20 protein-coding genes are annotated in these 21392 nt (G+C 74.2%); 8 read left to right on the top strand and 12 right to left on the bottom strand.

Going from position 1 to position 21392, the window contains the following annotated elements:
* Positions 1 to 214: 214 nt before the first annotated feature.
* Complete coding sequence (locus KMZ30_RS10545) at positions 215 to 1708, bottom strand: FGGY-family carbohydrate kinase (RefSeq protein ID WP_308279648.1); 1494 nt, start codon at positions 1706 to 1708, stop codon at positions 215 to 217.
* Position 1709: 1 nt separating this feature from the next.
* A complete protein-coding gene (locus KMZ30_RS10540) occupies positions 1710 to 2744 on the bottom strand; it encodes a LacI family DNA-binding transcriptional regulator (RefSeq protein ID WP_215512318.1) in 1035 nt (344 codons plus the stop codon).
* A 108-nt stretch (positions 2745 to 2852) separates the two neighbouring features.
* On the opposite strand from KMZ30_RS10540, the gene KMZ30_RS10535 reads away from it, so the two are divergent.
* From KMZ30_RS10535 to KMZ30_RS10520, 4 genes are all read left to right on the top strand, one after another.
* Positions 2853 to 3947, top strand: coding sequence for an ABC transporter substrate-binding protein (locus tag KMZ30_RS10535; RefSeq protein WP_215512319.1), 1095 nt, complete (start codon positions 2853 to 2855; stop codon positions 3945 to 3947).
* A 65-nt stretch (positions 3948 to 4012) separates the two neighbouring features.
* Positions 4013 to 4852 carry an ATP-binding cassette domain-containing protein gene (locus KMZ30_RS10530; RefSeq protein WP_215512320.1) on the top strand — a complete coding sequence of 280 codons (840 nt, stop codon included), beginning with the start codon at positions 4013 to 4015 and terminating at the stop codon, positions 4850 to 4852.
* Positions 4849 to 6081 carry a sugar ABC transporter permease gene (locus KMZ30_RS10525; RefSeq protein WP_215512321.1) on the top strand — a complete coding sequence of 411 codons (1233 nt, stop codon included), beginning with the start codon at positions 4849 to 4851 and terminating at the stop codon, positions 6079 to 6081. The genes KMZ30_RS10530 and KMZ30_RS10525 overlap by 4 nt, the downstream gene beginning before the upstream one ends.
* Positions 6078 to 7124: an NAD(P)-dependent alcohol dehydrogenase gene (locus KMZ30_RS10520; RefSeq protein ID WP_226902035.1), complete on the top strand. Its 1047-nt coding sequence runs from the start codon at positions 6078 to 6080 to the stop codon at positions 7122 to 7124. The genes KMZ30_RS10525 and KMZ30_RS10520 overlap by 4 nt, the downstream gene beginning before the upstream one ends.
* Positions 7125 to 7192: 68 nt before the next feature.
* On the opposite strand, the gene KMZ30_RS10515 is transcribed toward KMZ30_RS10520, so the two are convergent.
* The 3 genes from KMZ30_RS10515 to KMZ30_RS10505 are packed head-to-tail and all read right to left on the bottom strand — an operon-like array spanning position 7193 to position 10286.
* Positions 7193 to 7510 (bottom strand): AtuA-related protein, encoded by a 318-nt coding sequence (locus KMZ30_RS10515; protein ID WP_215512322.1) that lies wholly within the window; start codon positions 7508 to 7510, stop codon positions 7193 to 7195.
* Positions 7507 to 8847, bottom strand: coding sequence for an acyclic terpene utilization AtuA family protein (locus KMZ30_RS10510; protein WP_308279650.1), 1341 nt, complete (start codon positions 8845 to 8847; stop codon positions 7507 to 7509). The genes KMZ30_RS10515 and KMZ30_RS10510 overlap by 4 nt, the downstream gene beginning before the upstream one ends.
* A complete protein-coding gene (locus tag KMZ30_RS10505; RefSeq protein WP_215512323.1) occupies positions 8838 to 10286 on the bottom strand; it encodes a CitMHS family transporter in 1449 nt (482 codons plus the stop codon). The genes KMZ30_RS10510 and KMZ30_RS10505 overlap by 10 nt, the downstream gene beginning before the upstream one ends.
* A gap of 84 nt (positions 10287 to 10370) precedes the next feature.
* Here KMZ30_RS10505 and KMZ30_RS10500 point away from each other — a divergent pair, with 84 nt between their 5' ends.
* Entirely contained in the window at positions 10371 to 11342 is a 972-nt protein-coding gene (locus KMZ30_RS10500; RefSeq protein WP_215512324.1) for a LysR family transcriptional regulator, read from the top strand.
* Positions 11343 to 11378: 36 nt separating this feature from the next.
* Here the strand turns inward: KMZ30_RS10500 and KMZ30_RS10495 are convergent, their stop codons facing one another.
* The gene (locus KMZ30_RS10495; RefSeq protein ID WP_215512325.1) at positions 11379 to 11975 is read right to left on the bottom strand and encodes a biotin transporter BioY; all 597 of its coding nucleotides are present in this window, start codon (positions 11973 to 11975) and stop codon (positions 11379 to 11381) included.
* 237 nt (positions 11976 to 12212) lie between these two features.
* Positions 12213 to 12413, bottom strand: coding sequence for a DUF4177 domain-containing protein (locus tag KMZ30_RS10490; protein WP_207024302.1), 201 nt, complete (start codon positions 12411 to 12413; stop codon positions 12213 to 12215).
* Positions 12414 to 12563: 150 nt separating this feature from the next.
* On the opposite strand from KMZ30_RS10490, the gene KMZ30_RS10485 reads away from it, so the two are divergent.
* The 3 genes from KMZ30_RS10485 to KMZ30_RS10475 all read left to right on the top strand — a co-directional run bounded on the left by KMZ30_RS10485 (position 12564) and on the right by KMZ30_RS10475 (position 16716).
* Entirely contained in the window at positions 12564 to 14984 is a 2421-nt protein-coding gene (locus tag KMZ30_RS10485) for a zinc dependent phospholipase C family protein (RefSeq protein ID WP_215512326.1), read from the top strand.
* 1 nt (position 14985) lies between these two features.
* Positions 14986 to 16323, top strand: a complete 1338-nt coding sequence (locus tag KMZ30_RS10480; protein ID WP_215512327.1) for a hypothetical protein — start codon at positions 14986 to 14988, stop codon at positions 16321 to 16323.
* A 102-nt stretch (positions 16324 to 16425) separates the two neighbouring features.
* Positions 16426 to 16716, top strand: coding sequence for a hypothetical protein (locus KMZ30_RS10475; protein ID WP_030528589.1), 291 nt, complete (start codon positions 16426 to 16428; stop codon positions 16714 to 16716).
* 41 nt (positions 16717 to 16757) lie between these two features.
* Here the strand turns inward: KMZ30_RS10475 and KMZ30_RS10470 are convergent, their stop codons facing one another.
* The 5 genes from KMZ30_RS10470 to KMZ30_RS10450 form a co-directional block, all read right to left on the bottom strand.
* Positions 16758 to 17465, bottom strand: a complete 708-nt coding sequence (locus tag KMZ30_RS10470; RefSeq protein ID WP_215512328.1) for an ABC transporter permease — start codon at positions 17463 to 17465, stop codon at positions 16758 to 16760.
* Between the two features lie 4 nt (positions 17466 to 17469).
* Positions 17470 to 18384: an ABC transporter ATP-binding protein gene (locus KMZ30_RS10465; RefSeq protein WP_215512329.1), complete on the bottom strand. Its 915-nt coding sequence runs from the start codon at positions 18382 to 18384 to the stop codon at positions 17470 to 17472.
* On the bottom strand, positions 18381 to 19286 hold the full coding sequence (locus KMZ30_RS10460) for a hypothetical protein (RefSeq protein ID WP_215512330.1): 906 nt from the start codon (positions 19284 to 19286) through the stop codon (positions 18381 to 18383). The genes KMZ30_RS10465 and KMZ30_RS10460 overlap by 4 nt, the downstream gene beginning before the upstream one ends.
* Positions 19279 to 20235, bottom strand: coding sequence for an ABC transporter ATP-binding protein (locus KMZ30_RS10455; protein ID WP_215512331.1), 957 nt, complete (start codon positions 20233 to 20235; stop codon positions 19279 to 19281). The genes KMZ30_RS10460 and KMZ30_RS10455 overlap by 8 nt, the downstream gene beginning before the upstream one ends.
* A gap of 75 nt (positions 20236 to 20310) precedes the next feature.
* Positions 20311 to 21060, bottom strand: coding sequence for a zinc ribbon domain-containing protein (locus tag KMZ30_RS10450; RefSeq protein WP_215512332.1), 750 nt, complete (start codon positions 21058 to 21060; stop codon positions 20311 to 20313).
* Positions 21061 to 21392: the final 332 nt, after the last annotated feature.

Here is a 21392-nt window from a genome sequence, read left to right as displayed (position 1 = left end):
CTCGATCCTTCCCTCGCACCCCCTGTCGGTCGCCCCAGCACCCGGACCAACCGGGATGAGCGGCCACCCACGACCGCTCGTCCCGGTTGCGTCAGATGCGGGGGCGAACGACAGCGGCGCCGCCGACCGCTCGTCCCGGTTGCGTCAGATGCGGGGGCGAACGACAGCGGCCGGACGGCCCCTGCCGACCGGCTGGGCCACCTCGTGACCGAGGTCAGGAGTCGGGGCCCGCTTGGAGGTCGGCCAGCAGGTGCTGGTGCTCGCGCGTCGCCGGGTGCAGCGACATGTACGCGGCGTAGAGCTCGTCGTAGAGCTCCCGGTGCGTGGCGTCCGGCTCGACGACGCGGTCGAGGCTCGCCCAGTCGGCGTCCGGCGCCACGAGGCCGGCGCCCTGCGCGGCCATCAGCGCGTCGCCGTAGGCCGCCCCGATGGTCTGCCGGGGCAGGTGCTGCGGGCGGCCGGTCACGTCGCTGACGACCTGCGTCCACAGGCCGCCCTGCGTCCCGCCGCCGACGGCCACGAGGCGCTCGACCGGGTTCTCGGGGGAGTCGAGCAGCTCGAGGATCTGCCGGATGCCGAAGGCGATGCCCTCGTACGCCGCGCGGAACAGGTGGCCGCGGCGGTGGCGCAGCGTGAGCCCGACGAGGACGCCGCGGGCGCGGGTGTCGAAGATCGGGGTTCGCTCGCCCGCGAGGTAGGGCAGGAGCAGGAGCCCGTCGCTGCCCGGCGGGACGGCACTCGCTTCGCGCACGAGGTCCTCGAAGGGCGGTCCCCCGACGAGGTCGCGCACCCAGGTCGTCAGGCTGCCGGAGGTCGACATCCCCGCCGCGAGCGAGAAGCCCGCGGGCGTGACGCCGCGGGTGTTCCACAGCTGCGGGTGCGGGGCGGGGGAGCGCAGCTCCTGGACGAAGAACATCGTCGAGCCGTACATCAACATGAGGTCGCCGGGTGCCCGGACGCCGGCGCCGTAGGCCTCGGCCCACGCGTCGACCGTGCCCGCGCAGACGGGCGTGCCGAGGGGGAGCCCGGTCTCGGCGGCCGCGGCGGCGGTGACGGCGCCGACGACCTCGCCGGACCACGCGAGGGCGGGCGCGGACAGGCCCGCCATCACCTCGTCGTACCAGTCGTGGGCCCAGTCGGCGGCGTGCAGGTCATAGAGCGGCACCGACTGGCTGGCCGTGTGGTGGTCGAGGACGTACTCGCCGCTCAGCCGGAACGCGGCGTACGAGCCGGCGCTGAACCAGCGCTCGGCCCGCGCCCACGCCTCGGGCTCGTGCCGCTGCACCCAGAGCGCCTTGGGGCCGACGGCCTGCGTCGTCAGCGGTGTGCCGCACCGCCGGAGGACCGCGTCCGCGCCGAGCCGCTCGTCGAGCTCGGCGATCTCGGCGGTCGCGCGGCCGTCGATGCCGTAGAGGATCGCGGGCCGGACCGGCGTGCCGTCGGCGGTCGTCAGGAGCAGGCACGGGCCGAGCCCGCTGACGCAGACCGCGGAGACCGGCCGCGCGGGGTCGACGAGCTCGCGGCAGATGGCGACGACGTCGGCCCACCAGACCGCCTCGGCGTCCATCTCGGCGCGGTCCGGCCGCGGCATGACCATCGTGCCCTCGTGGGCGCGCACGGCGGTGGCGACGACTGTGCCGTCGGGGGTGGCGAGCACGCCCTTGGTGCTGCCCGTGCCGATGTCGATGCCCAGGACCAGCTCGTCCACGTCAGGTGCTCCCGTCGGTCGTGGTCGGCGCGGCCGGCCCGCTCGAGCCCCGCACGACGAGCGTGGGGGCGAAGAGGCGGTGCGGCTCGTGGGGGGTCTCGCCGCGGACGACCGCGAGGAGGAGGGTGAAGGCCGCGACACCCATCGCGTGGTGCGGGCGGGCGACCGTGGTCAGCGGCACGGCGAGCTGCGCGGCGAGCGGGATGTCGTCGTAGCCGACGACGGAGACGTCCTCGGGGACGCGGATGCCGTGCCGCTGAAGCTCTTGGAGGATGCCGACCGCGACGACGTCGACGGCGCACGCGACGGCGCCGGGGCGCTGCCCGGCGGGCATCGCCGCGATGGCCGCCCCGACCTCGCGGCCGCCCTCGACCGAGAGCGCGCACGGGAGGTCGACGAGGGTCGCGCCGGCGTCGGCGACGACAGCGCTGACACCGTCGTGCCGGTCACGGACCGGGATGGCGAGCGCGGGGTCGCCGGCGAAGGCGACCGCCCGGTGGCCGAGCCCGAGGAGGTGCTCGGCGGCGAGCCGGCCACCGAGGGTGTCGTCGACCCCGACGCTGACGGCCCCCTCGCGCGGGTCCATCCGGTCGAGGACGACGAGGGGGACTCCGCCGGCCCGCACGCGGTGCAGCTCGGCCGAGAGCGGGTCGTGCGGGACGACGATGGCGCCGGCGACCCGGTGCTCGGAGAAGACCGTGAGAGAGGCCTTCTCGCGATCCAGGCTGCGGGCGCTGTTGGCCATGAGGAGTGTCATCCCGGCCTCCGCGGCGGCGTCCTCGACGCCCCGGGCCATCTCGGCGAAGGCGGGGTTCCAGGCGTCGAGAAGCAGGAGTCCGACGGTGCTGGAGTAGCCGGCGCGCAGCTGGCGGGCGGACTCGTCGCGGACGAAGCCGAGCCGCTCGATGGCCCGCTGCACCGCCTCGCGCCGGGGCTCGCTGACCCGCTCGGGGTGGTTGAGGACGTGCGAGACCGTGCCGACCGACACCCCGGCCGCGCGGGCCACGTCCTTGAGACCCACTCGTCGCGTCGTCACCCTCGACAGCTCCTGACCGTGATCCTTGACACGTTTCAGAAACGGACCCTACCATCATCGACACCTGCTTGAAACGATTCAAGCAGCCTCAGCGAAGAGGAGAACGCAATGGCGCGTGGTCGGATCATCCGAGGCGTGGTGCTGGCCGGGGCCGGCCTGTCGACCCTGCTCGTGGCGGCCTGTGGGTCTGGTGACAGCGGGGCGGGGTCGTCGTCCGGGAGCGGCGGTGGGGGCGGGGCGAAGGTCGCCTTCCTCATGCCCGACACCGGCTCCACCCGGTACGAGCTGCACGACCGTCCCGGGTTCGAGAAGCGGCTCAAGGAGCTCTGCCCCTCGTGCCAGCCGCTGTACAACAACGCCGACGGCAGCGCGGACAAGCAGCAGCAGCAGTTCAACTCGGCCCTGGCCCAGGGCGCCAAGGTGATCGTGCTCGACCCCGTCGACTCGGCGGCCGCGGCCTCGCTCGTCAACGCCGCGCACTCCAAGGGCGTCAAGGTCATCGCCTACGACCGCCCGATCCCGGACATCAAGGTCGACTTCTACGTCTCGTTCGACAACGAGAAGATCGGCAACGCGATCGCGACCTCCCTCCTCGAGAAGATCAAGCAGGACCCGGTCCCCTCCGGCTCGGGCCTGCTCGTCGTCAACGGATCCCCGACCGACGCGGCCGCCGGCCTCATCAAGAAGGGCGTGCACTCGGCCGTCGACAGCAGCGGCATCCCGATCCTCGCCGAGTACGACACCATCGAGTGGAAGCCCGAGAACGCGCAGAAGTTCGTCAGCGGCCAGATCTCGCGCTTCGGCGACAAGATCATCGGCGTCGTCGCGGCCAACGACGGCACCGCGGGCGGCTCGATCGCCGCGTTCAAGGCGGCCGGGGTCAACCCCAACCCGCCGGTCAGCGGCAACGACGCGACCGTCGCGGGCCTGCAGCTCATCATCGCGGGCGACCAGTACAACACCATCAGCAAGCCGAGCGAGATCGTCGGCGGCGCCGCCGCCGAGGTGGCCGTCAAGCTGCTGAACGACGAGTCGCCCGAGACGACCGGGGACCTCTTCGGCTCCCCGTCCAAGCTCTACGACCCGACGCTCGTCACGGCCGAGAACCTCAAGGCCGAGATCGTCGACAAGCAGATCACCCCGGCCTCGGAGCTGTGCACCTCCGAGTACGCCGCCGCCTGCCAGAAGCTCGGCATCTCCTGAGCCCGGACCGCCGCCGGGGCGCACCCCGCCCCGGCGGCCGCCCGGCCGACCATCGGAGGACCTCGATGACCACGACCACCACCGCACCGCCGCTGCTCAGCCTGCGCGGCGTCACCAAGACCTTCGGCGCGGTCAACGCGCTGACCGACATCGACCTCGACGTCGCGCGCGGCGAGGTCGTCGCGCTCGTCGGCGACAACGGCGCCGGCAAGTCCACCCTCGTCAAGGTGCTCTCCGGCGTGCACGCGCCCGACGCCGGGACGATCTCGTTCGACGGCCGACCCGTCACCGTCGCCGACCCCTCCGCCGCGATCGCCCTCGGCATCGCGACGGTCTTCCAGGACCTCGCCCTCTGCGAGAACCTCGACGTCGTCGGCAACCTCTTCCTCGGGCAGGAGCGCGGTCGGATGCGCCTCGACGAGGTATCGATGGAGGTCCGTTCCTGGGAGCTGCTCCAGCAGCTGTCGGCGAAGATCCCGACCGTCCGCATCCCCATCGCGTCGCTCTCGGGCGGCCAGCGCCAGACCGTCGCCATCGCGCGCTCGCTGCTCGGCGACCCGCAGGTCATCATCCTCGACGAGCCGACCGCGGCCCTCGGGGTCGCGCAGACCGCCGAGGTCCTCGACCTCATCGAGCGGCTCCGGCAGAGAGGGCTCGGCGTCATCATGATCAGCCACAACATGGAGGACGTCCGCGCCGTCGCCGACCGCGTCGTCGTCCTGCGGCTCGGCCGCAACAACGGCAGCTTCGACGCGCGGTCGGTCTCGTCCGAGACGATCATCGCCGCCATCACCGGGGCCACCGACAACGTCGTCACGCGGCGTCGCGAGCGGGTCGGCGGCGGGTCCGCCGGAGCGTCCGCGGCGGCCGTCGACGCCCCCGCCGACGAGGAGGCCACCCGATGAGCACCGTTCAGCTCGACCGCGCCGACGAGCGCATCACCCACGACGCGACGACGGCCGGGCGCGCGCGAGCCGCCCTGCGCAACATCCGGTCCGGCGACCTCGGGGCACTGCCCGTCGTCATCGGGCTCGTCATCATCGCGGTCATCTTCCAGAGCCTGAACTCGGTCTTCCTCTCGAGCGGCAACCTCGTCAACCTCATGCTCGACTCGGCCGCGGTCGGGGTCATCTCGCTCGGCATCGTCTGCGTGCTGCTCGTCGGCGAGATCGACCTGTCCGTCGGCTCGGTCAGCGGCTTCACGGCCGCGATCGTGGCCGTCCTCTTCGTCCGCCACGACTGGAACTGGGTGCTCGCGGTCGTCGTCGCGCTCGGCATCGCGGCCCTCATCGGGCTGGCGTACGGCCTGGCGCTCACCCGGTTCGGGATGCCCAGCTTCGTCGCCTCGCTCGCCGGGCTGCTCGCGTTCCTCGGCCTCCAGCTGGCGATCCTGGGCGACCAGGGCTCGGTCAACCTGCCCTTCGACTCCTTCCTCGTCACCTTCGCGCAGGTCGCGTTCGTGCCGCCGTGGCTCGCGTACGTGCTCGCCGCCCTCGGCCCCGTCGCCGTCCTCGCCAGCGGCTACGAGACGATGGTCCGCCGCCGGCGCGCCAACCTCTCGGCAACCTCGGTGCAGGTCCTCGTGGTGCGGGCGGTGGCCCTGCTCGTCGCACTCGAGTTCGTCGTCTGGTACCTCAACCGCGAGCGGGGCGTGGGCTGGATGGTCGTCTTCTTCGTCGCGCTCGTGCTCCTGCTCAACTACGCGATCACGCGCACCGGCTGGGGCCGGTCGCTGCTCGCCGTCGGCGGCAACGTCGAGGCCGCGCGGCGCTCGGGCATCCCCGTCCGGCGGGTCTACCTCAGCGCGTTCGCGGTCTGCTCCTTCCTCGCCGCGCTCGGGGGCATCCTCGCCGCGGGCCGGCTCGCCTCGGCGAACCTCAGCAGCGGCACCGGCGACGTCAACCTCAACGCCATCGCGGCGGCGGTCATCGGTGGCACGAGCCTCTTCGGCGGCCGCGGCAGCGCGTGGTCGGCGCTGCTCGGTACGGTCGTCATCGCGGCCATCGCCAACGGCCTGACCCTGCTCAACCTCGACTCGTCCTACCGGTTCGTCATCACCGGCCTCGTCCTGGCCGTCGCGGTGGCGATCGACTCCCTCGCCCGGCGCTCCCGCGCCTCGCACGGCCGCGCATGAGCACCGCCGTGACCCCCGACGTCCCGTCCCAGGAGGACACCATGATGATCCGCGCGGCCGTGATGACCGAGCTCGGCCGGATCGAGGTGCAGGAGCGGCCCCAGCAGGAGCCCGGCCCGCACGAGGCGCTCGTCCGGCTGCGGGCTGTCGGGGTCTGCGGCTCGGACACCGCCTACTTCACGGTCGGCCGGATCGGCGACTGGGTCGTCGACGGCCCGATCGTCCTCGGCCACGAGGCTGCCGGCCAGGTACTCGCCGTGGGGGAGGAAGTGACCGGCGTCGACGTCGGCGACCGCGTCGCCATCGAGCCGGGCACCCCCTGCCGCCAGTGCGGCGAATGCATGGCCGGGCGCTACCACCTCTGCCCGGACCTCGTCTTCCTCGCGACGCCGCCGTACGACGGGGCGCTCATGGAGACGATGGTCATCGACGCCCGCAACCTCCACCGCATCCCCGCGTCGATGTCCTACGAGGAGGGGGCGCTCGTCGAGCCGCTCTCGGTCGGCATCTGGGGGTGCAAGCGGGCCGGGCTCGAGCCCGGGGACGACGTACTCGTCACCGGTGCCGGTCCGGTCGGGCTGTTGGCGGGAGCCGTCGCGCTCGCCTTCGGGGCGCGGTCGGTGGCTGTGACCGACCCGAGCGAGTTCCGGCAGGGCATGGCGCGCGACCTCGGCCTCGTGGTCGACGACGGCACCGGCGGGCAGGACTTCGACGTCCTGCTCGAGTGCTCCGGCGCGAAGGGTGTTCTCGCGCAAGGGCTCCGGCGACTGCGCCCGGCCGGGCGGGCCGCGATGATCGGGATGCCCAAGGAGGAGCTCGTCGGGCTGCCGCTCTCGCAGCTCAACGTCAACGAGCTCTCGCTCAGCCTCGTCAACCGCTACAACCACACGTGGCCGCTGGCCATCGCCCTGGTCGCCTCGGGCCGGGTCAAGGTGGACTCCCTGGTGACGCACCACTTCTCGCTCGCCGAGACCGCCGACGCCCTGACGCTCGGCAGCCGCGTCACCGACTCGGTCAAGGCGGTCATCCACCCGGACCGCTGACCCACGGACGGCGGCGGCGTCCTGCCGGTGAGGGGAGGGCGCCGTCGTCGTGCCGGCGGGCGCGTCCGTCAGCCGTCGCTGTCGGGCAGGTGCAGGTCGAGCAGGTGGTAGCCGAGCGTCTTGCCGTGACCGTCGAGCACCGTCGAGCCGGTCACGCCGCCCCCCAGCACCCCCGGCAGGACGAACACGAGGGCCGGCAGGTTCGGCATCACGGTGCGGCGTACGGCGCCGGCCTCGGTCATCCCGAAGTGCTCGCCCACGAGGACCGTCGTGAGGTCGCCCACGAGGCGCTCGTGGGCGTCCGCGTCGCGGGGCACCACCGCGAGGATGAGGGTGTCGCCCTTGTCGCCGGCGCGGACGTCGGCCAGGTCGTCGACGGTGGTCACTGCGTCACCTCCACGCGCGTCCGCACCCGGTCGCGGGGGACGAGGCACGAGCGGATGGTCACCATGGGCTTCGCCTCGCGCCGCGCCCCACCCCCGCCGGCCGGACCGTTGGTGTACAGCGACTCGACCTCCCGGCCGACCGCGTGCGCGGACCGGGCGTCGGGCACGTGGCCGGAGACCCGGAGCCGCACCTCGGAGCCGGCGTGCGGCGCGGACAGGCCGCGGAAGGCGGCGCCGGCCCCCACGAGCTCGACCGTGAGGTCGTCCTCCACGAGGTCGTGGACGGCGGTGAGCCGCTCGAGCACGACGTCGGCCGCGAGGCGGGCCCGCTCGAGCGCGCGGGGGCCCGCGTAGGAGATCTGCCCCTCGCCGAGCCACCCGTCGCGGAAGCCGAGCGTCACCTTGAGGTCGCCCGGGCGGGCGCGGCCGCCGGCACCGGTCAGGGTGACGGCGTCGGCGCCGACCTCGGCGAACGAGACCCCCGAGAAGTCGGCGACGACGTCCGGGGTGACGTAGGCGGTGGGGTCGCCCACCTCGTAGAGCAGCTGCTCGGTGCACGTCCGCCGGTCGAGGCGGCCGCCGCTCCCCGCGGGCTTGCCGAAGCGGGCGTCACCGTCGGCCGTGACGTCGGCGAACGGGAACCCGAGCCGCGCGAGCCCCGGCACCGGCTTGGTCACGGGGTCGGCGAAGTACCCCCCGGTCAGCTGGCCGGCGCACTCGAGCAGGTGGCCGACCGCGGTCCCGGCGCCCAGTCGCTCCCAGTCATCGGCGGCCCAGCCGAAGTGGTGCACGAGCGGGCCGACGTAGAGGGACGGGTCGGCCAGCCGCCCGGTGACGACGACGTCGGCTCCCGTCCCCAGCGCCTCCACCACCCCTTCGTGACCGAGGTAGGCGTTGGCCGAGATGAGCTCGGCACCCGTGCGCGACAGGGGTTCTCCGGTCTCCCAGAGCACCGGGTCGAGCTCGCGGACGAGCTCGAGCACGTCGTCGCCCAGCACGGCGGCCACCCGTGGGCGCAGGCCGAGGCGGTGCGCCGTGCGGGCCGCGACCTCGGCCGCCGCCGGTGCGTTGGCGGCACCCGAGTTGGTGATGATCGTCGTGCCGGCCGCCGCTGCGGGAGCCAGCGTGGCCTCCAGCCGCTCCTCCCACAGGGGGTCGTGGCCGGTCGAGGGGTCCTCGAGCCGTCGGGCCTGGGCCGCCGCCACCGTGCGCTCGCCGAGGCACTCGAACACGATGACGTCGAGGTCGGCCTGCCGCACCAGCTCGACCGCGGGGTCGATCCGGTCGCCCGCGAAGCCGGCGCCGGCGCCGAGGCGCAGGGTGGGGGTCAGGCCCACAGGGGCACCGCCCCGGTGACGACGGCGACGGCGAGCATGACGAGGCTGACGAGCCAGGCCCACTTGAGGAGGTGGCGGATGTGGCTGCCGATCTGCACCCCGCCGAGGCCGACGAGGAGGAAGAAGGAGCCGGTGAGCGGGCTGATCGGGAAGCCGGTGGTCTCCTCGCCGAGGAGCGAGGCCCGGGCGATCGCCTCGCCCGAGACGCCGAACTGCTCGCCGACGCCGATGAGGACCGGCATCACGCCGAAGTAGTAGGCGTCCGGGCCGAAGAGCAGGCTCAGCGGGACCCCGAGCACGCCGACGAGGAGGGGGAGCCCCGGCGCGAGACCGCCGGGGATCAGCGAGGCCGCGCTCGTGGCCATGGCGTCGATCATGCCCGTGCCCTCGAGGATGCCGAGGAAGACACCGGCGGCCAGCAGCGTCGTCGCCATGAGCATCGCGCCCGTGGCGTGCGCCTCGATCCGCTCGGTCTGCCGGCGCAGGCCGGGGTAGTTGACGACCAGCGCGATGACGACACCGGCCAGGAAGCAGACCTCGGGCGGTGCGATGCCGCTCACGAGGGCCGCGACGACGAGCACCGTCAGCCCGACGTCAAGCCAGAACAGGCGCGGACGGCGCAGGTCCTCCTCGGTGTCGACGTCGCCGTCGGGTGCCTCGTGCGTGGGTCGGCCGGAGCGCTCGCGGTCACCGGCCGGGGCGCCCGCGTCCCGACCGGTCGGGCCCGTGGGGCCGTCCGCGGTGCGCGCGCCGACGGCGAGCGGGGTCCGCTGCTCGGTGGCGACGGTCTCGGTGTCGACCTCGGCCGTCGTGACGTCCTCCGTGGCGAGCCGGCGCGCCTCGCGGCGGCCGAGCCACCACGCGATGACGACGACGGCGACCATGCCGGTCAGCTGCGCCGGGATGAGGGGAACCCAGAGCTCGTTGGCGTCGACCTTGACGGTCGTCGCGGCGCGCGCCGTCGGGCCACCCCACGGCAGGAGGTTCATGACCCCGGCACCGAGGCCGACGCAGGTGGTCAGCACGAGCCGGCTCATGCCGAGGCGGTCGAAGAGGGGCAGCATCGCGGGGATGGTGATGAGGAACGTCGTCGCGCCGGCGCCGTCGAGGTGGGCGGCCATCGCGAGCACGGCGGTGCCGACGCACACGGTGACCGGGGCGCTGCCGGCGAAGCGGACGATGCGGGCGATGATCGGGTCGAACATGCCGGCGTCGCGCATCAGGCCGAAGTAGACGATGGCGAAGACGAACATCGTCGTCGTCCCGACGACGCCGCCGAGGCCGTCCTTGACGAAGCCGCCGATCTCGTCGGGGCCGAAGCCCGCGGCGAGGGCGGCGGCGAGGGGGACCCCGGCGAGGGCGACGACCGCTGCGACCCGGTTGGTCAGCAGGAGGGCGAGGATGACCGCGACGGTGAGGTATCCGAGCAGGGAAAGCATCTGAGGCCTTTCTCGAGTGCTGCCCGAGGCTCTCAACCCTCGACGTTGCCCGTCCAGCACCAATGCGGCATACATTGATGCGCTGTGGGCATCAACATCGGGATCCGGCACCTGCGGGCCGTCATCGCCGTCGCCGACCACGGGACGTACACGGCGGCGGCGCAGGCCCTCGGGGTGGCGCAGTCGTCGCTCTCGCGCGCCGTCATCGAGGCCGAGCGGCGGGTCGGGGTCCGGCTGTTCGAGCGGACGACCCGGCGCGTCGAGCCGACGGTCGACGGGCGCGAGCTCGTCGAGGTGGCGCGGCGCCTCGTGGCGGAGTTCGACGCCACCCTCGCCCACGTCGAGGGCTACGTCGCCGGCACGCGCGGGGCAGTGAGCGTCGCTGCGCTGCCGTCGATCGCGGCGACCCTGCTGCCCCCCGTCCTCGCCGCCTTCCGACGGCCGCGGCCGGACGTGTCGGTCGTCGTCCGGGACGGGCTCTCGGGCGAGGTGCTGTCGATGCTGGTCCACGGCGAGGTCGACCTCGGGCTCACGGTCGCGCCTGAGCTCCCGCCGGAGCTCGTCGCGCGGACGGTCGCCGAGGACGGGTTCGCCGTGGCCGTCCCGGAGGGGCACGAGCTGGCGGAGGCGGCGGAGGTGCCGTGGTCGGCGCTCGACGGGCGGCCGCTCGTCGCGTTCGACCGGACCTCGTCCATCCGCGGCCACACCGACGCGGCCTACGCCCGGGTCGGGATCCGCCCGGGGCCGCTCACCGAGGCCCGCAACGTGGGCGCGGTCGCCGGCCTCGCCGGGGGAGGGCTCGGGGTGGCCGTCGTTCCCGGGCTGGTCCTGCCGCTCGTCGCCTTCGCCGGGCTCGTGTGGCGGCCGCTGGTCGAGCCGGTCGTCCGCCGGGAGGTCCGACTCGTCCGGCACCGGGACCGTCCGTTGTCGCGCACCGCGCGAGAGCTGATGGCGGCGCTGGCCCGGGCCTCGACGGGCGAGGTCGTGCTCCCCCCGCTCGTGTCCTGGTCCGACCCGGCCGACCCGGCGGAGACGGCGACGGCGCCTTCCCGGTGAGGGGAGGGCGCCGTCGCCGTGCTGTGGTGGCGGTGGTCAGTCGCGCTCGAGCGCGCCGACGAGGCGCCACGCGGCGGGGAGGGCGCCGGCGGCGAGCAGGGCCTTGAGCGCGTCGCCGAGGAGGAAGGGCACGACCCCGACGGCGACCGCGGTCGCGAGCGACATGCCGGTCGAGAGCGAGAGCCACGAGACGCCGAAGGCATAGATGGTCAGCGAGGACGCGACGGCCGCGAGCAGCTGGCGCGGCACCGAGCGGTCGTGGCCGCGACGGGCCGCGAGCCCGGCGACGGCGGCCGCGGCGAGGAAGCCGACGAGGTAGCCGCCGGTGGCACCGACCACGACGTGCGCCCCGTGCGAGCCGTCGGTGAAGACCGGCAGGCCGACGACCCCGAGGACGAGGTAGAGCGCCATGCTCGCGACCGCGCGGCCGGGGCCGAGCGCCGCGCCGACGAGGAGGACGGCGAAGGTCTGCCCGGTCACCGGCACGGGGGAGCCCGGCACGGGGACCGCCACCTGGGCGGCCAGCGCGGTGAGCAGCGCCCCGAGTCCGACGGTGACACCGGTGCGGGTCAGCGCGCGGGGCAGGACGGCCTCGGCGAGGGTCGGGCGGAACGGGGCGGCGAGGGCGGTCATCGGGTCTCCGTGTCTCGAGGGGCGGGCTGCCCCCCATCCTGCCGACCTCCGTGCGCGGCGGCGCAGCGGGGTGACCAGTGAGACACCCGGGCCCGTCGGCACTGCCGCGGCGTTCGAGGTGAAAAAAGACCCTCTCGTGGTCGGGTTTCACCTCGACCCGGCAGCATCCACCGCGTTCGAGGTGAAAGGCGACCCTCTCGTGGTCGGGTTTCACCTCGACCCGGCAGGAGGCAGCGGTCAGACCGGACGCTCGAAGGTGACGAGCAGGCCCTCGACCCCGCCGGGGCCCATCCGGCCCTTGACGTCGGCGCTCGTGATGGCCTTGAGCTGCCAGCCCTGACCCGCGTGCTCGTTGAGGACCTTCTCGAGGCGGTCGCCGGACATCTTGCCGCCGATCATCTTCTCGCGGAGCTCGACGACCTTGTACTGGTACGGCACGGTGCATCCCTTCGTCGCGGACGGACGCCTCCGACCGTAGTGGGGCGGGCACCTCTCCGCCCAGACCCTGGGTCGGCCCCGACGTATCACCGGGGGCGGTCCGCCCCTCCTCCCGCCGACGGCATCCGTCGTCGGTGGGAAGGAGCGGACATGCCCGGTTGGTACGTACACCTCGAGGCGGCGCACGACACCGCCCGGCTGCTGCGGGACGGCACCGTCCCACCCGGGTTCGCCGTCAGCGAGCCGGAGACGAGGGTCATCGGAGAGCACTGCCACACCTGGCGCAACTACCTCGCGCTCGGTGCCCTCGGCCCCGACCTCTTCTACCTGCTGCCCGACTTCAAGGACACGACGGGACAGGTCATCCGGCAGGTCGTGCAGTGGGCGCTCGACGTGTGGGAGGTCGTCGACGCGGAGTTCGTCGCGAAGTGGGAGAAGTGGATCGACCCGATCTCGACGAACAACGCGCAGCTCGCGTCGCAGCTGACCGGCGGGCTGTCGACGCAGCTGGCCCAGGTGCTCGACGAGCTGACGTCGGCGATCATGTCCGCCTTCAAGGGGCTGCTCGCCGAGATGGGCGACTGGTTCGGCGTGCTCACCTCCGGTGTGCCGCAGGGCTACGGCGACGACGCCTTCTACTGGTCGGACATGCTCCACTACCGGCGGACCTACCAGTTCCCGTTCGTCCTCTTCTCCCAGGCGCAGGTGGCGCTCGCGGCGGCGACCACCGACGACGAGCGCAAGGACGCGCAGGCGCGCATCGCCTTCGCCGTCGGCTGGATGTCCCACTGCGCCACCGACGTCACCGGCCACCCCTTCACGAACGCGAAGTCCGGCGGGCCCTACCGCGACCACTGGCAGCGCCACCACCTCGTCGAGAACCACATGGACTCCGAGAACTACGACGCCCGCCACCCCGGCCCGCTCTACGGCGAGTACGGCACGTCGGCGCTGCACTTCCGGGTCGCCTTCCGGCACCGCGACGACGCCCCCTACGACGGCCGCGACGACGCCCCCGCCTACGACCACTGGGCCGGGCTGCCCGCGTACGACGACGGCGACGGACCCACGGCCACCGCCGCCCGGCGCACCTTCTTCGACCTCGACAGCGGCCCGCTGCCGGGCCACCTCGTCGAGGGCCTCCTCGACGCGATGCACGAGGTCTACGGCGGCGACGGCCCGCACATCCTCCTGCAGGACCCGCCCTTCTCGGCGACCGACCCCGGCACCGGGCAGCCCGACGGGCGGCCCAACGAGGCCGCGATGAACCAGATGTGGGAGATCGTCTACCGCTACCTCAAGATGACCGGCAGCGACGCGATCAGCCTGCGCCTGCCCCCGCCCCCGTCGGTCTTCACCGACCACTCGTTCCCCACGCCGCCCGGCGGCGGGGGCGCCGGCATCGACGACGACCCGAGCCGTGGCGCCGACGTGGACGACGACGACTCGTTCAGCCTGCTCGACCTCCTGCTCGCCCTCTTCGCCTGGGCGGTGTACCTCGCGCAGGTGGTGCTCTGGCTGGCCACGATCCTGCCGAGCCTCATCGTCGACGTCACGACGTTCCCGGCGCGCGAGGTCGTCTACTGGGCGGTCATCGTCCCGGCCTGGAACCTCTACCTCCTCGCCCGGCGCGCCCTCGTGATGTCCGGCTTCGCGATGCCCAAGCCCGCCGAGGTCAACACCGGCCTGACGACGCTCGGGCGGCAGGGGACGTACGACATCGCCTCCGCCCTCGACGCGCCGTTCGGCCTGCCGACCGCGCCGCCGCCGGTCACCGAGCCGTCCGGCCGACTGACCTCGCACTCGGCGCACGCGCTCGACCACGCCTACCCGCGCGGCATCGTGCGCGACCTCCCGTCCGCGATCGGCCGGCCCGACCTCGCGAGCGCGCTCGGGCTGACCTCGCCGCTGCGGTACGCGGCGGACGCCCCCGGCGACGAGCTCAAGCCCTCGGAGTGGGTGGCACCGTGGCGCTATCCACTCCGCAACCAGGCGGGCGCCGGTGTGGCGCAGGAGGGTCCGGCCACGCACGTCGGTCCCTACGTCGTCGGATCCGACTCGACCGTCCTGCTCTCCGGCCTCACCGGGGACGACGGCGCCCGGGCGGACCTCGAGGCGGCGTCGAGCCCGGAGGAGACGGCCGCCGTGCTCGACGTCCGGCTCCCGCAGGACGAGAACCTCGGCGGACCGGTCGACTACGGCCTCTACCTCGTCGGCCGGATGGCCGCCGAGAGCGGCAAACCGGAGCTCTCGGTGCCGGACTTCAACCTCGACTCCGACCGCGGCTACGCCTGGCACTGCTGGGACTGGAACCGCTCGACGGTGCCCTGCGTGCCCGACATCACGCCGGTCGGCACGGAGGACTACGGCTACCGGATGCCGTGCACGTCGCCGCAGCTGTTCCACGCCGACCACGACTGCCCGACGCACCCGGGCCGCTGGTACGTCGAGACGCACGACCTCGACGTGCACTACCTCCCCGGCGCCGGGCCCCGGCGCTGCGGGAAGCCGTCCGAGCACGAGCCCGTGACCGACCTCGAGTGGCAGCGCCACCTCCGCGAGGAGCGATGAGATGACCACCACCCCCACCGGCCCGCGACGCGACGGCCGGGACGACGAGCAGCACCCGGTCCTCACCGAGAAGGAGGACGCCGCCCAGCGGGGCGCCGACCCCGCCGGCTCGGTCGGCGCCACGACGCGGCCGAGCGGCGACCTCGCCGACGGCTGGACCCCCTCGGACCACCTCGCCCGCGAGGCCGGCGAGCTCGCGGCCGAGATCGGGAGGGAGCACCGGCCCCGGCGCGAGGACGTCTACCCGTACCTCCTCGTGCGGGCGGCGAGCCCCGGCGACCGCGGGGCGCGGCCGGTCTGGCCTCCCGTCCCGTGCTGGCAGTCGCCGGACATCCTCCTCATGGACGCGGCCGCCACCGGCCCCTTCGACCCGACGCAGCTCGTCGGCAGCCCGACCGCCGGGCGCCGCTACCGGGTGTTCGTCCGGGTCTGGAACCTCGGGCTGCTGCCGGCGGTCGGGGTCCACGTGCGCGCCTGGTTCGTCGACCCCGGCTTCTTCGGAGGCGCGACCGGGCCGGCCTACACGCCGCAGCTCATCGGCGGTGCGATGGTCAACCTCGACGACCGCACCCGCCCCGGCGCCGTCGCGGTCGTCGAGCTGGACCGCACCTGGGACATCCCCGAGACGCTGACCGGCCACGAGTGCCTCCTCGCGTCCGTGTCGTGCCCCCTCGACCCGTGGTCGGGTGTGCTGGACGCCAACGCCGACCGGCACGTCGGGCAGCGCAACCTGACGATCCTCGCCGGCAGCGACGACGCCAAGCAGCTGTTGTGGACGCTGGGCTCGCGCGTCACCGGCACGCTCGAGCTGGTGCACGGCGGGGCCACGGTGGGGCCGCTGGTGCGCGGCGTGCTCGGGGACACGGAGACCGAGCTCGGGGTGCCCGAGCGGCTGCTTCCGCCGTCCCCGAGGGCGCTGCGCCACGGAGTCGCCACGCCGACCGGGCAGCACCTGGCGACGATGCTGCGCACCCGCGACGGCTGGCTGGTCGCCGACAGCGAGCGGGTCGTCGCGCTGGCGACCGAGCTCGGGCTCGTCGGCCGCGACGGCGGGAAGCCGCGCCGGGGCCGCCGCGACCCCGTCGCGCCGGACGTCGCGGGACTCGCGCAGAAGCTCGCGCCGGAGCACGCCGAGCGCCTCGGGGTGCTCGTCGACGGCGAGCCCGGCGACGCCCTGCTCGAGGGGCTGGTGCGCCTCTGGGACGTCGGCGACCTCACGGCAGGCGGACTGGCGGGGGCGCTCGCCGAGGGCGGCCCGGCCGCGCACCTGCTTCAGCTGGCGCACACCGACCCCGAGCGGCAGGAGGCCGGCGGCTACTCCCTCGTCCTCCTCGGCTGAGAAACAGCCTTCGACGGCCGGGGGATCGGTGCGGCGCAGCGCGGTTGGGGCGCCGGGTGCGGACGTAGGTTCGGGGGGTTGCCGACCGAGAGGAACCACCCGATGGATGCCGATGCCGACCGCCTGGCCGAACGGCGTGAGCACGACCTCGCCGTGCAGGAGGTCGTCGACCGGCTCGCGGAGGAGGGGCCCCACGAGGACCCCACCCTCGTCGCCGACCGGCTCGTCGAGCGCCTGACCGCCGTCGGCGTCGTCGGGATGCCCGGCCCCTGGGTCGACTCGGTCGTCACCGAGCTGATGGCCGGCAACCCCTACGTGGTCTCGCCTTTCACAGAGGAGCACGAGGACGTCCCCGAGCCCACGACGCCGGCCCGCTCCGAGGTCATCGAGTAGTAGGGCGGCCCCCGGACGACGTGCCGGCCTGAGCCGGAGCGCTACTCGTCGCCGCGCAGGGTGAACGAGCGCAGGCGGTCGCCGGCGAACCACACGGACCCGACGCTGACGACGACGGCCGCGACGACGGCGTACCCGAGCCCGGTGCCGCCCGCGTCGACGAGGTCGTCGACCGCGTGCCCGACCTCCCGGCCCCACGCGCCGACCGACAGCCACTTGACGCCGCTGAGCACCGAGCCGATGACGCCCTCCCAGAAGAGCGTGTAGAGCAGCCCGACGACGACGGCGTAGCGGGTCAGCGCGGCGAGGCCGAGGAAGAGCGCCGTGTACACCGTGCCCGCCACCACCCCGGCCGCGCCGAGGGCGAGGGCGCGCCCCGGGTGGGCGGTGTCGAGGACGAGGGCGGCGACGGCGAGCGGGAGGGCGCCCAGGGCCGTCGTCGTCAGCCAGGCGGCGGCGAACTTGCTCCGGGCGATGGTGTGCCGGCTCACCGGCTTGGCGAGCAGGTAGACGATGGAGCCGTCGTCGACCTCCGGGCCGAGCACGGCGGTGGCGGCCAGCAGCGCGACGAGCGGCAGCGCGAGCGTGTACCCGAGGCCGACGGTCGCCTCGACCCCGACGGCGTCGGAGGTGAGCAGGCGGACGACGACCGCGAGCCCGACGAGCGCCAGCGGCAGCAGGAGCAGCACGACGCCGCGCCGGCGACCGACGACGGCCTGCGCGGAGAGGGCGAAGAGCGTGCGGTTCACCGGGTCACCCCTCCACCAGGTACGAGAACACGCTCTCGAGCGAGTCATCGGTGGGGGCGAGCTCGTGCAGCCGCAGCCCCTGCTCGCGAGTGACGGCGGGCAGGCGCAGCGCGAACGCGCCGAAGTCCGCCACCGACACCGACACACCGCCGTCCGGGCGCAGCGACACCGCGACGACCGAGGGCTCGGCGATGAGGCAGGCGGCGAGGCGGCGGTCGTCGTCGGCCGAGACCACGTACTGCACGGGCCGGTCGGTCATCAGCCGCCGGATCTCGCCGAACTCGCCGGAGGCCGCGTGCCGCCCGGAGACGACGACCTCGATCTGCCGCGCGACCTGCTCGACCTCCTCGAGGATGTGCGAGCTGAACAGGACCGTGCGCCCCTCGGCTCCCATCCGGCGCAGCAGCGCCATGAGGTGCAGGCGCTGGCGCGGGTCGACACCGTTGAACGGCTCGTCGAGGAGGAGCACCGACGGGTCGTGGACGAGGGCGGAGGCGAGCTTGACCCGCTGGCGCATCCCCTTGGAGTAGGTGCCGATGCGCCGGGCCGCGGGCTCGACCATGTCGACGACCTCGAGGGCCCGCTCGGTGGCGGCGCCGGGGTCGGGCAGGCCGTGCAGCTCGGCGTTGGCGAGGACGAAGCGCCGGCCGGTGAGGTAGCCGAAGCTCACCTCGCGCTCGGGGACGAGCCCGAGCTGCCGGTAGACGTCGGTCGTGCGCCACACGGACGTGCCGTCGAGCGTCACGGTGCCGGCCGACGGCGCGAGGAAGCCCGACATGAGGGCGATGAGCGTCGTCTTGCCGGCGCCGTTCGGCCCGAGCAGCCCGGTGATGCCCGGGCCGACGCTCATCGAGATCCCGTTGACGGCGACGACGTTGCCGTACCAGCGCGAGACCTGGTCCAGGACGAGCGTGCTCATGCGCTCGCCTCCCGTCGGTAGCGCGCGACGAGGGCGCCGACGCACGCGGCCGAGAGGCCGACGAGCACGACGACGTAGGCGGCCACCATCCCCGCGCCGGTGGGCGGGGCGAGGGTGTCGGCGTCGGTCCACGCGCCCATGAGCCCGCGGTAGAGCGAGTACGGCGAGAACAGGCCGGCGACCTCGGCGACGCGGGTGCTGCCCTCGCCGTCGGCGATGCCCTGGACCGCCGTCACGACGCCGTTGGCGATGACGAGGAAGGCGATCGTCGCGACGACGGCGAACCCGCGCCGGGTCGACCACGACGCGATGATCCCGCCCACCCCGGCGAGCGAGAGCGCGAGGAGCACCGCGAGCCCGAGCGCGACCCCGGCCTCGCGGGTCTGGTCCGAGACGTCGAGCTCGGTGAGCAGCGCCGCGGCGTAGAGGATGACGACCGGCAGGAGGAGGAAGACGAGGGTGGCGAGCAGGAGCGAGAGCCAGCGCGCGACCGCGTACGCGGCCGAGGGCAGCGGCCGGGCGAGGTAGAGCGCGATCGTGCCGTGCCGCAGGTCGCGCGAGAAGAGCACCGGCGCCTGCGACGCGACGAACACGCCGAGCAGCACCTGCGTCGTCGACGCGTACTCGGCGTACCCGATGGGCAGCCGGTCGAGGCCGACGAAGGCCATGACCCCCGCGACGATGACCGCCGGCAGGAGGTTGAGCCCGAGCAGGAGGAAGGGCAGCACCTTCGAGCGGCCCGAGCGCCCGAGGCCGAAGGCGTTGCGGAAGCCGGTGAGCACGAGCGAGCGGGCGATGGCCGCGCTGCCGAGGCGCGGCCCGGTGTACGGCCGGTAGCCGAGGTCGTGGATGACGCTGCGGCCGGCGTCGTCGGTGCCGCGGGGGCTCGTCGGCTCAGCCACGGGGCACCCCCGGCTCGTCCTGGGCGTCGGCGTCCGCGGGGTCGGCGAAGACGTCCTCGAGGTGGCGGTGGTCGGCCTGCATCCGCACGAGCCCGAGGCCGAGGTCGGCGGCGGTGTCGCGGACGACGTCGCGCACGTCGCGGGGTCCCCGGTCCGCGGCGTCGACCGAGAGCAGCGACCCCCGCCGGGCCACCGGCACGCCGGCCGCGGCGAGGGCCTCGGCCATCCGCGCCTGGGCGTCGTCACCGAGCACCTCCACGAGGAGGGCGCCGGTGGCGTCGAGGAACTCGTCGGTGCGCGAGGCGCGCAGCAGGGTGCCGCCGTCGAGGACCACGACGTGGTCGCTGACCCGCTCGAGCTCGCCGAGGAGGTGGGAGGTGACGATCACGGCGATCCCGAAGTCGTGGCCGATCCGGCGGACCAGGCCGAGCATCTCGTCGCGGGCGGCGGGGTCGAGGCCGTTCGTCGGCTCGTCGAGGAGGACCAGGCGCGGGTCGTGGACGAGCGCCTGGGCGAGCTTCGCCTTCTGCTTCATGCCCGTCGAGTAGCCACCCATCGGGCGGTAGCGCTCCTCGGCGAGGCCGACGTGGCGCAGCACCTCGGCCGCGCGCTCGCGGGCGGCGACGCGTGGCAGCCCCGACATCATCCCGAGGTGGACGACGAAGTCGCTGGCGCTGACGTCCGGGGGCAGGCAGTCGTGCTCGGGGAGATAGCCGACCGCCGCCCGGACCCGGGCGCCCTCCGTGGCGACGTCGTGGCCGAGGACCTCCGCGCGCCCACCGGTCGCGGGGACGAGGCCGAGGAGGATCTTCAGGAACGTCGACTTGCCCGCGCCGTTCGCGCCGACCAGACCGGTCGTGCCGGGGCCGACGTCGAGCGTGAGGGCGTCGAGCGCGAGCACCGCACCGTAGTCCTTGGTGAGGTGCTCGGTGCGCACGACCGGCTCCACCCGCCTCACCCTAGCCCGGGGCGGTCCGGGCCCGGGTGAGGAGAGGGTGGAGGTGGTGCGTGGCTCCCGTGGAGGTCAGTTCGGGACGTCGACGTAGACGAGGGCGTCGGTGCCGCCGCGGCAGACGACCGGCGTCGTGTTCTCGCAGCGCATCTCGTACTCGCGCTTCGTCACCGGCGAGCGTGCCGTCACGGTCGCCGGCAGGTCGGCCGACGAGGCCATGAGCGCCTGCGCGGTCTCGGTGGCGAAGTCGCACGACGTCACCTCGTTGCCGCTCCACGCCGTCGCGCCGTCGACCGTGCCGCACTCCTTCGCCGTGGAGGCCCGCTCGGTGGGGGTCGGCCCGTCCGACGGAGCGTCGGACGCGGTCTCCTCGGGTGAGGGGGCCTCGTCGGTGGCCGACGCCGAGCTCGACACCGAGGGGGCGGCCACGCTCGAGTCCTCGTCGCCGTCGCTGCCGAAGAACCAGACCATCCCGGCGAGCATGAGCACACCGACGAGGGCCAGGGCCACCATCCCGAGGCAGCCCTTGCGTCGGTCGGCGGGGAGCTCGTCGGAGGCCTGTCCGCCGAGGAGGAAGGCGTCGTCGGGCTCGGCGACCGGCGCCGCCGTCGGGGCGGGCGGGACGGCGGCCGCGGCCGCGACCGGCACCGTGGCAGGTGTCGGTGGGGTCGGCGGAGCCGCCGCGACGGGCAGCTCGGTCGTCGTCGCGTCGTCGGCCGACGGGGTCGCCGGCGTCGTGTGGTCTCGCGGCAGGGTCGTGCCGCAGAGGGAGCAGAATCGGTCCGCGGGGTGTACCGCGGCGCCGCACTCGGGGCAGGTCACGGGTCTCTCCGTCCGGGGGTGGACAACCCAGCCACGATAGCCACGAGGGCGCCCGCCGCCCCAAATCGCGAGGTCAGCGGGCGCTCAGGAACAGCACGACGGGTGGGTGCCGAGGCCCCGGTGGCTTGGCACCCACCCGCCGCGTCCAGGGGGGTGACCCGGGTGGCGGTCACCGCGACGCCGGCGGACCCCGTCGTCCACCGGCGCGCCCACGCTAGGGGGAGCGCGGCGGGCCCTGGGTCAGGCGAACACCCGGAGTCGGTCAGGGTTCGGTCAGGCGGACGGGCCCGGGGCGGTGGTGGCCCGGGCCCCCCGCCGGTCGGACGGAGACG

Origin of the sequence: Phycicoccus mangrovi (genome assembly GCF_018729305.1) — a bacterium.
Classification (GTDB): domain Bacteria; phylum Actinomycetota; class Actinomycetes; order Actinomycetales; family Dermatophilaceae; genus Phycicoccus; species Phycicoccus jejuensis.
This window is presented reverse-complemented; position numbering and strand designations above follow the sequence as displayed.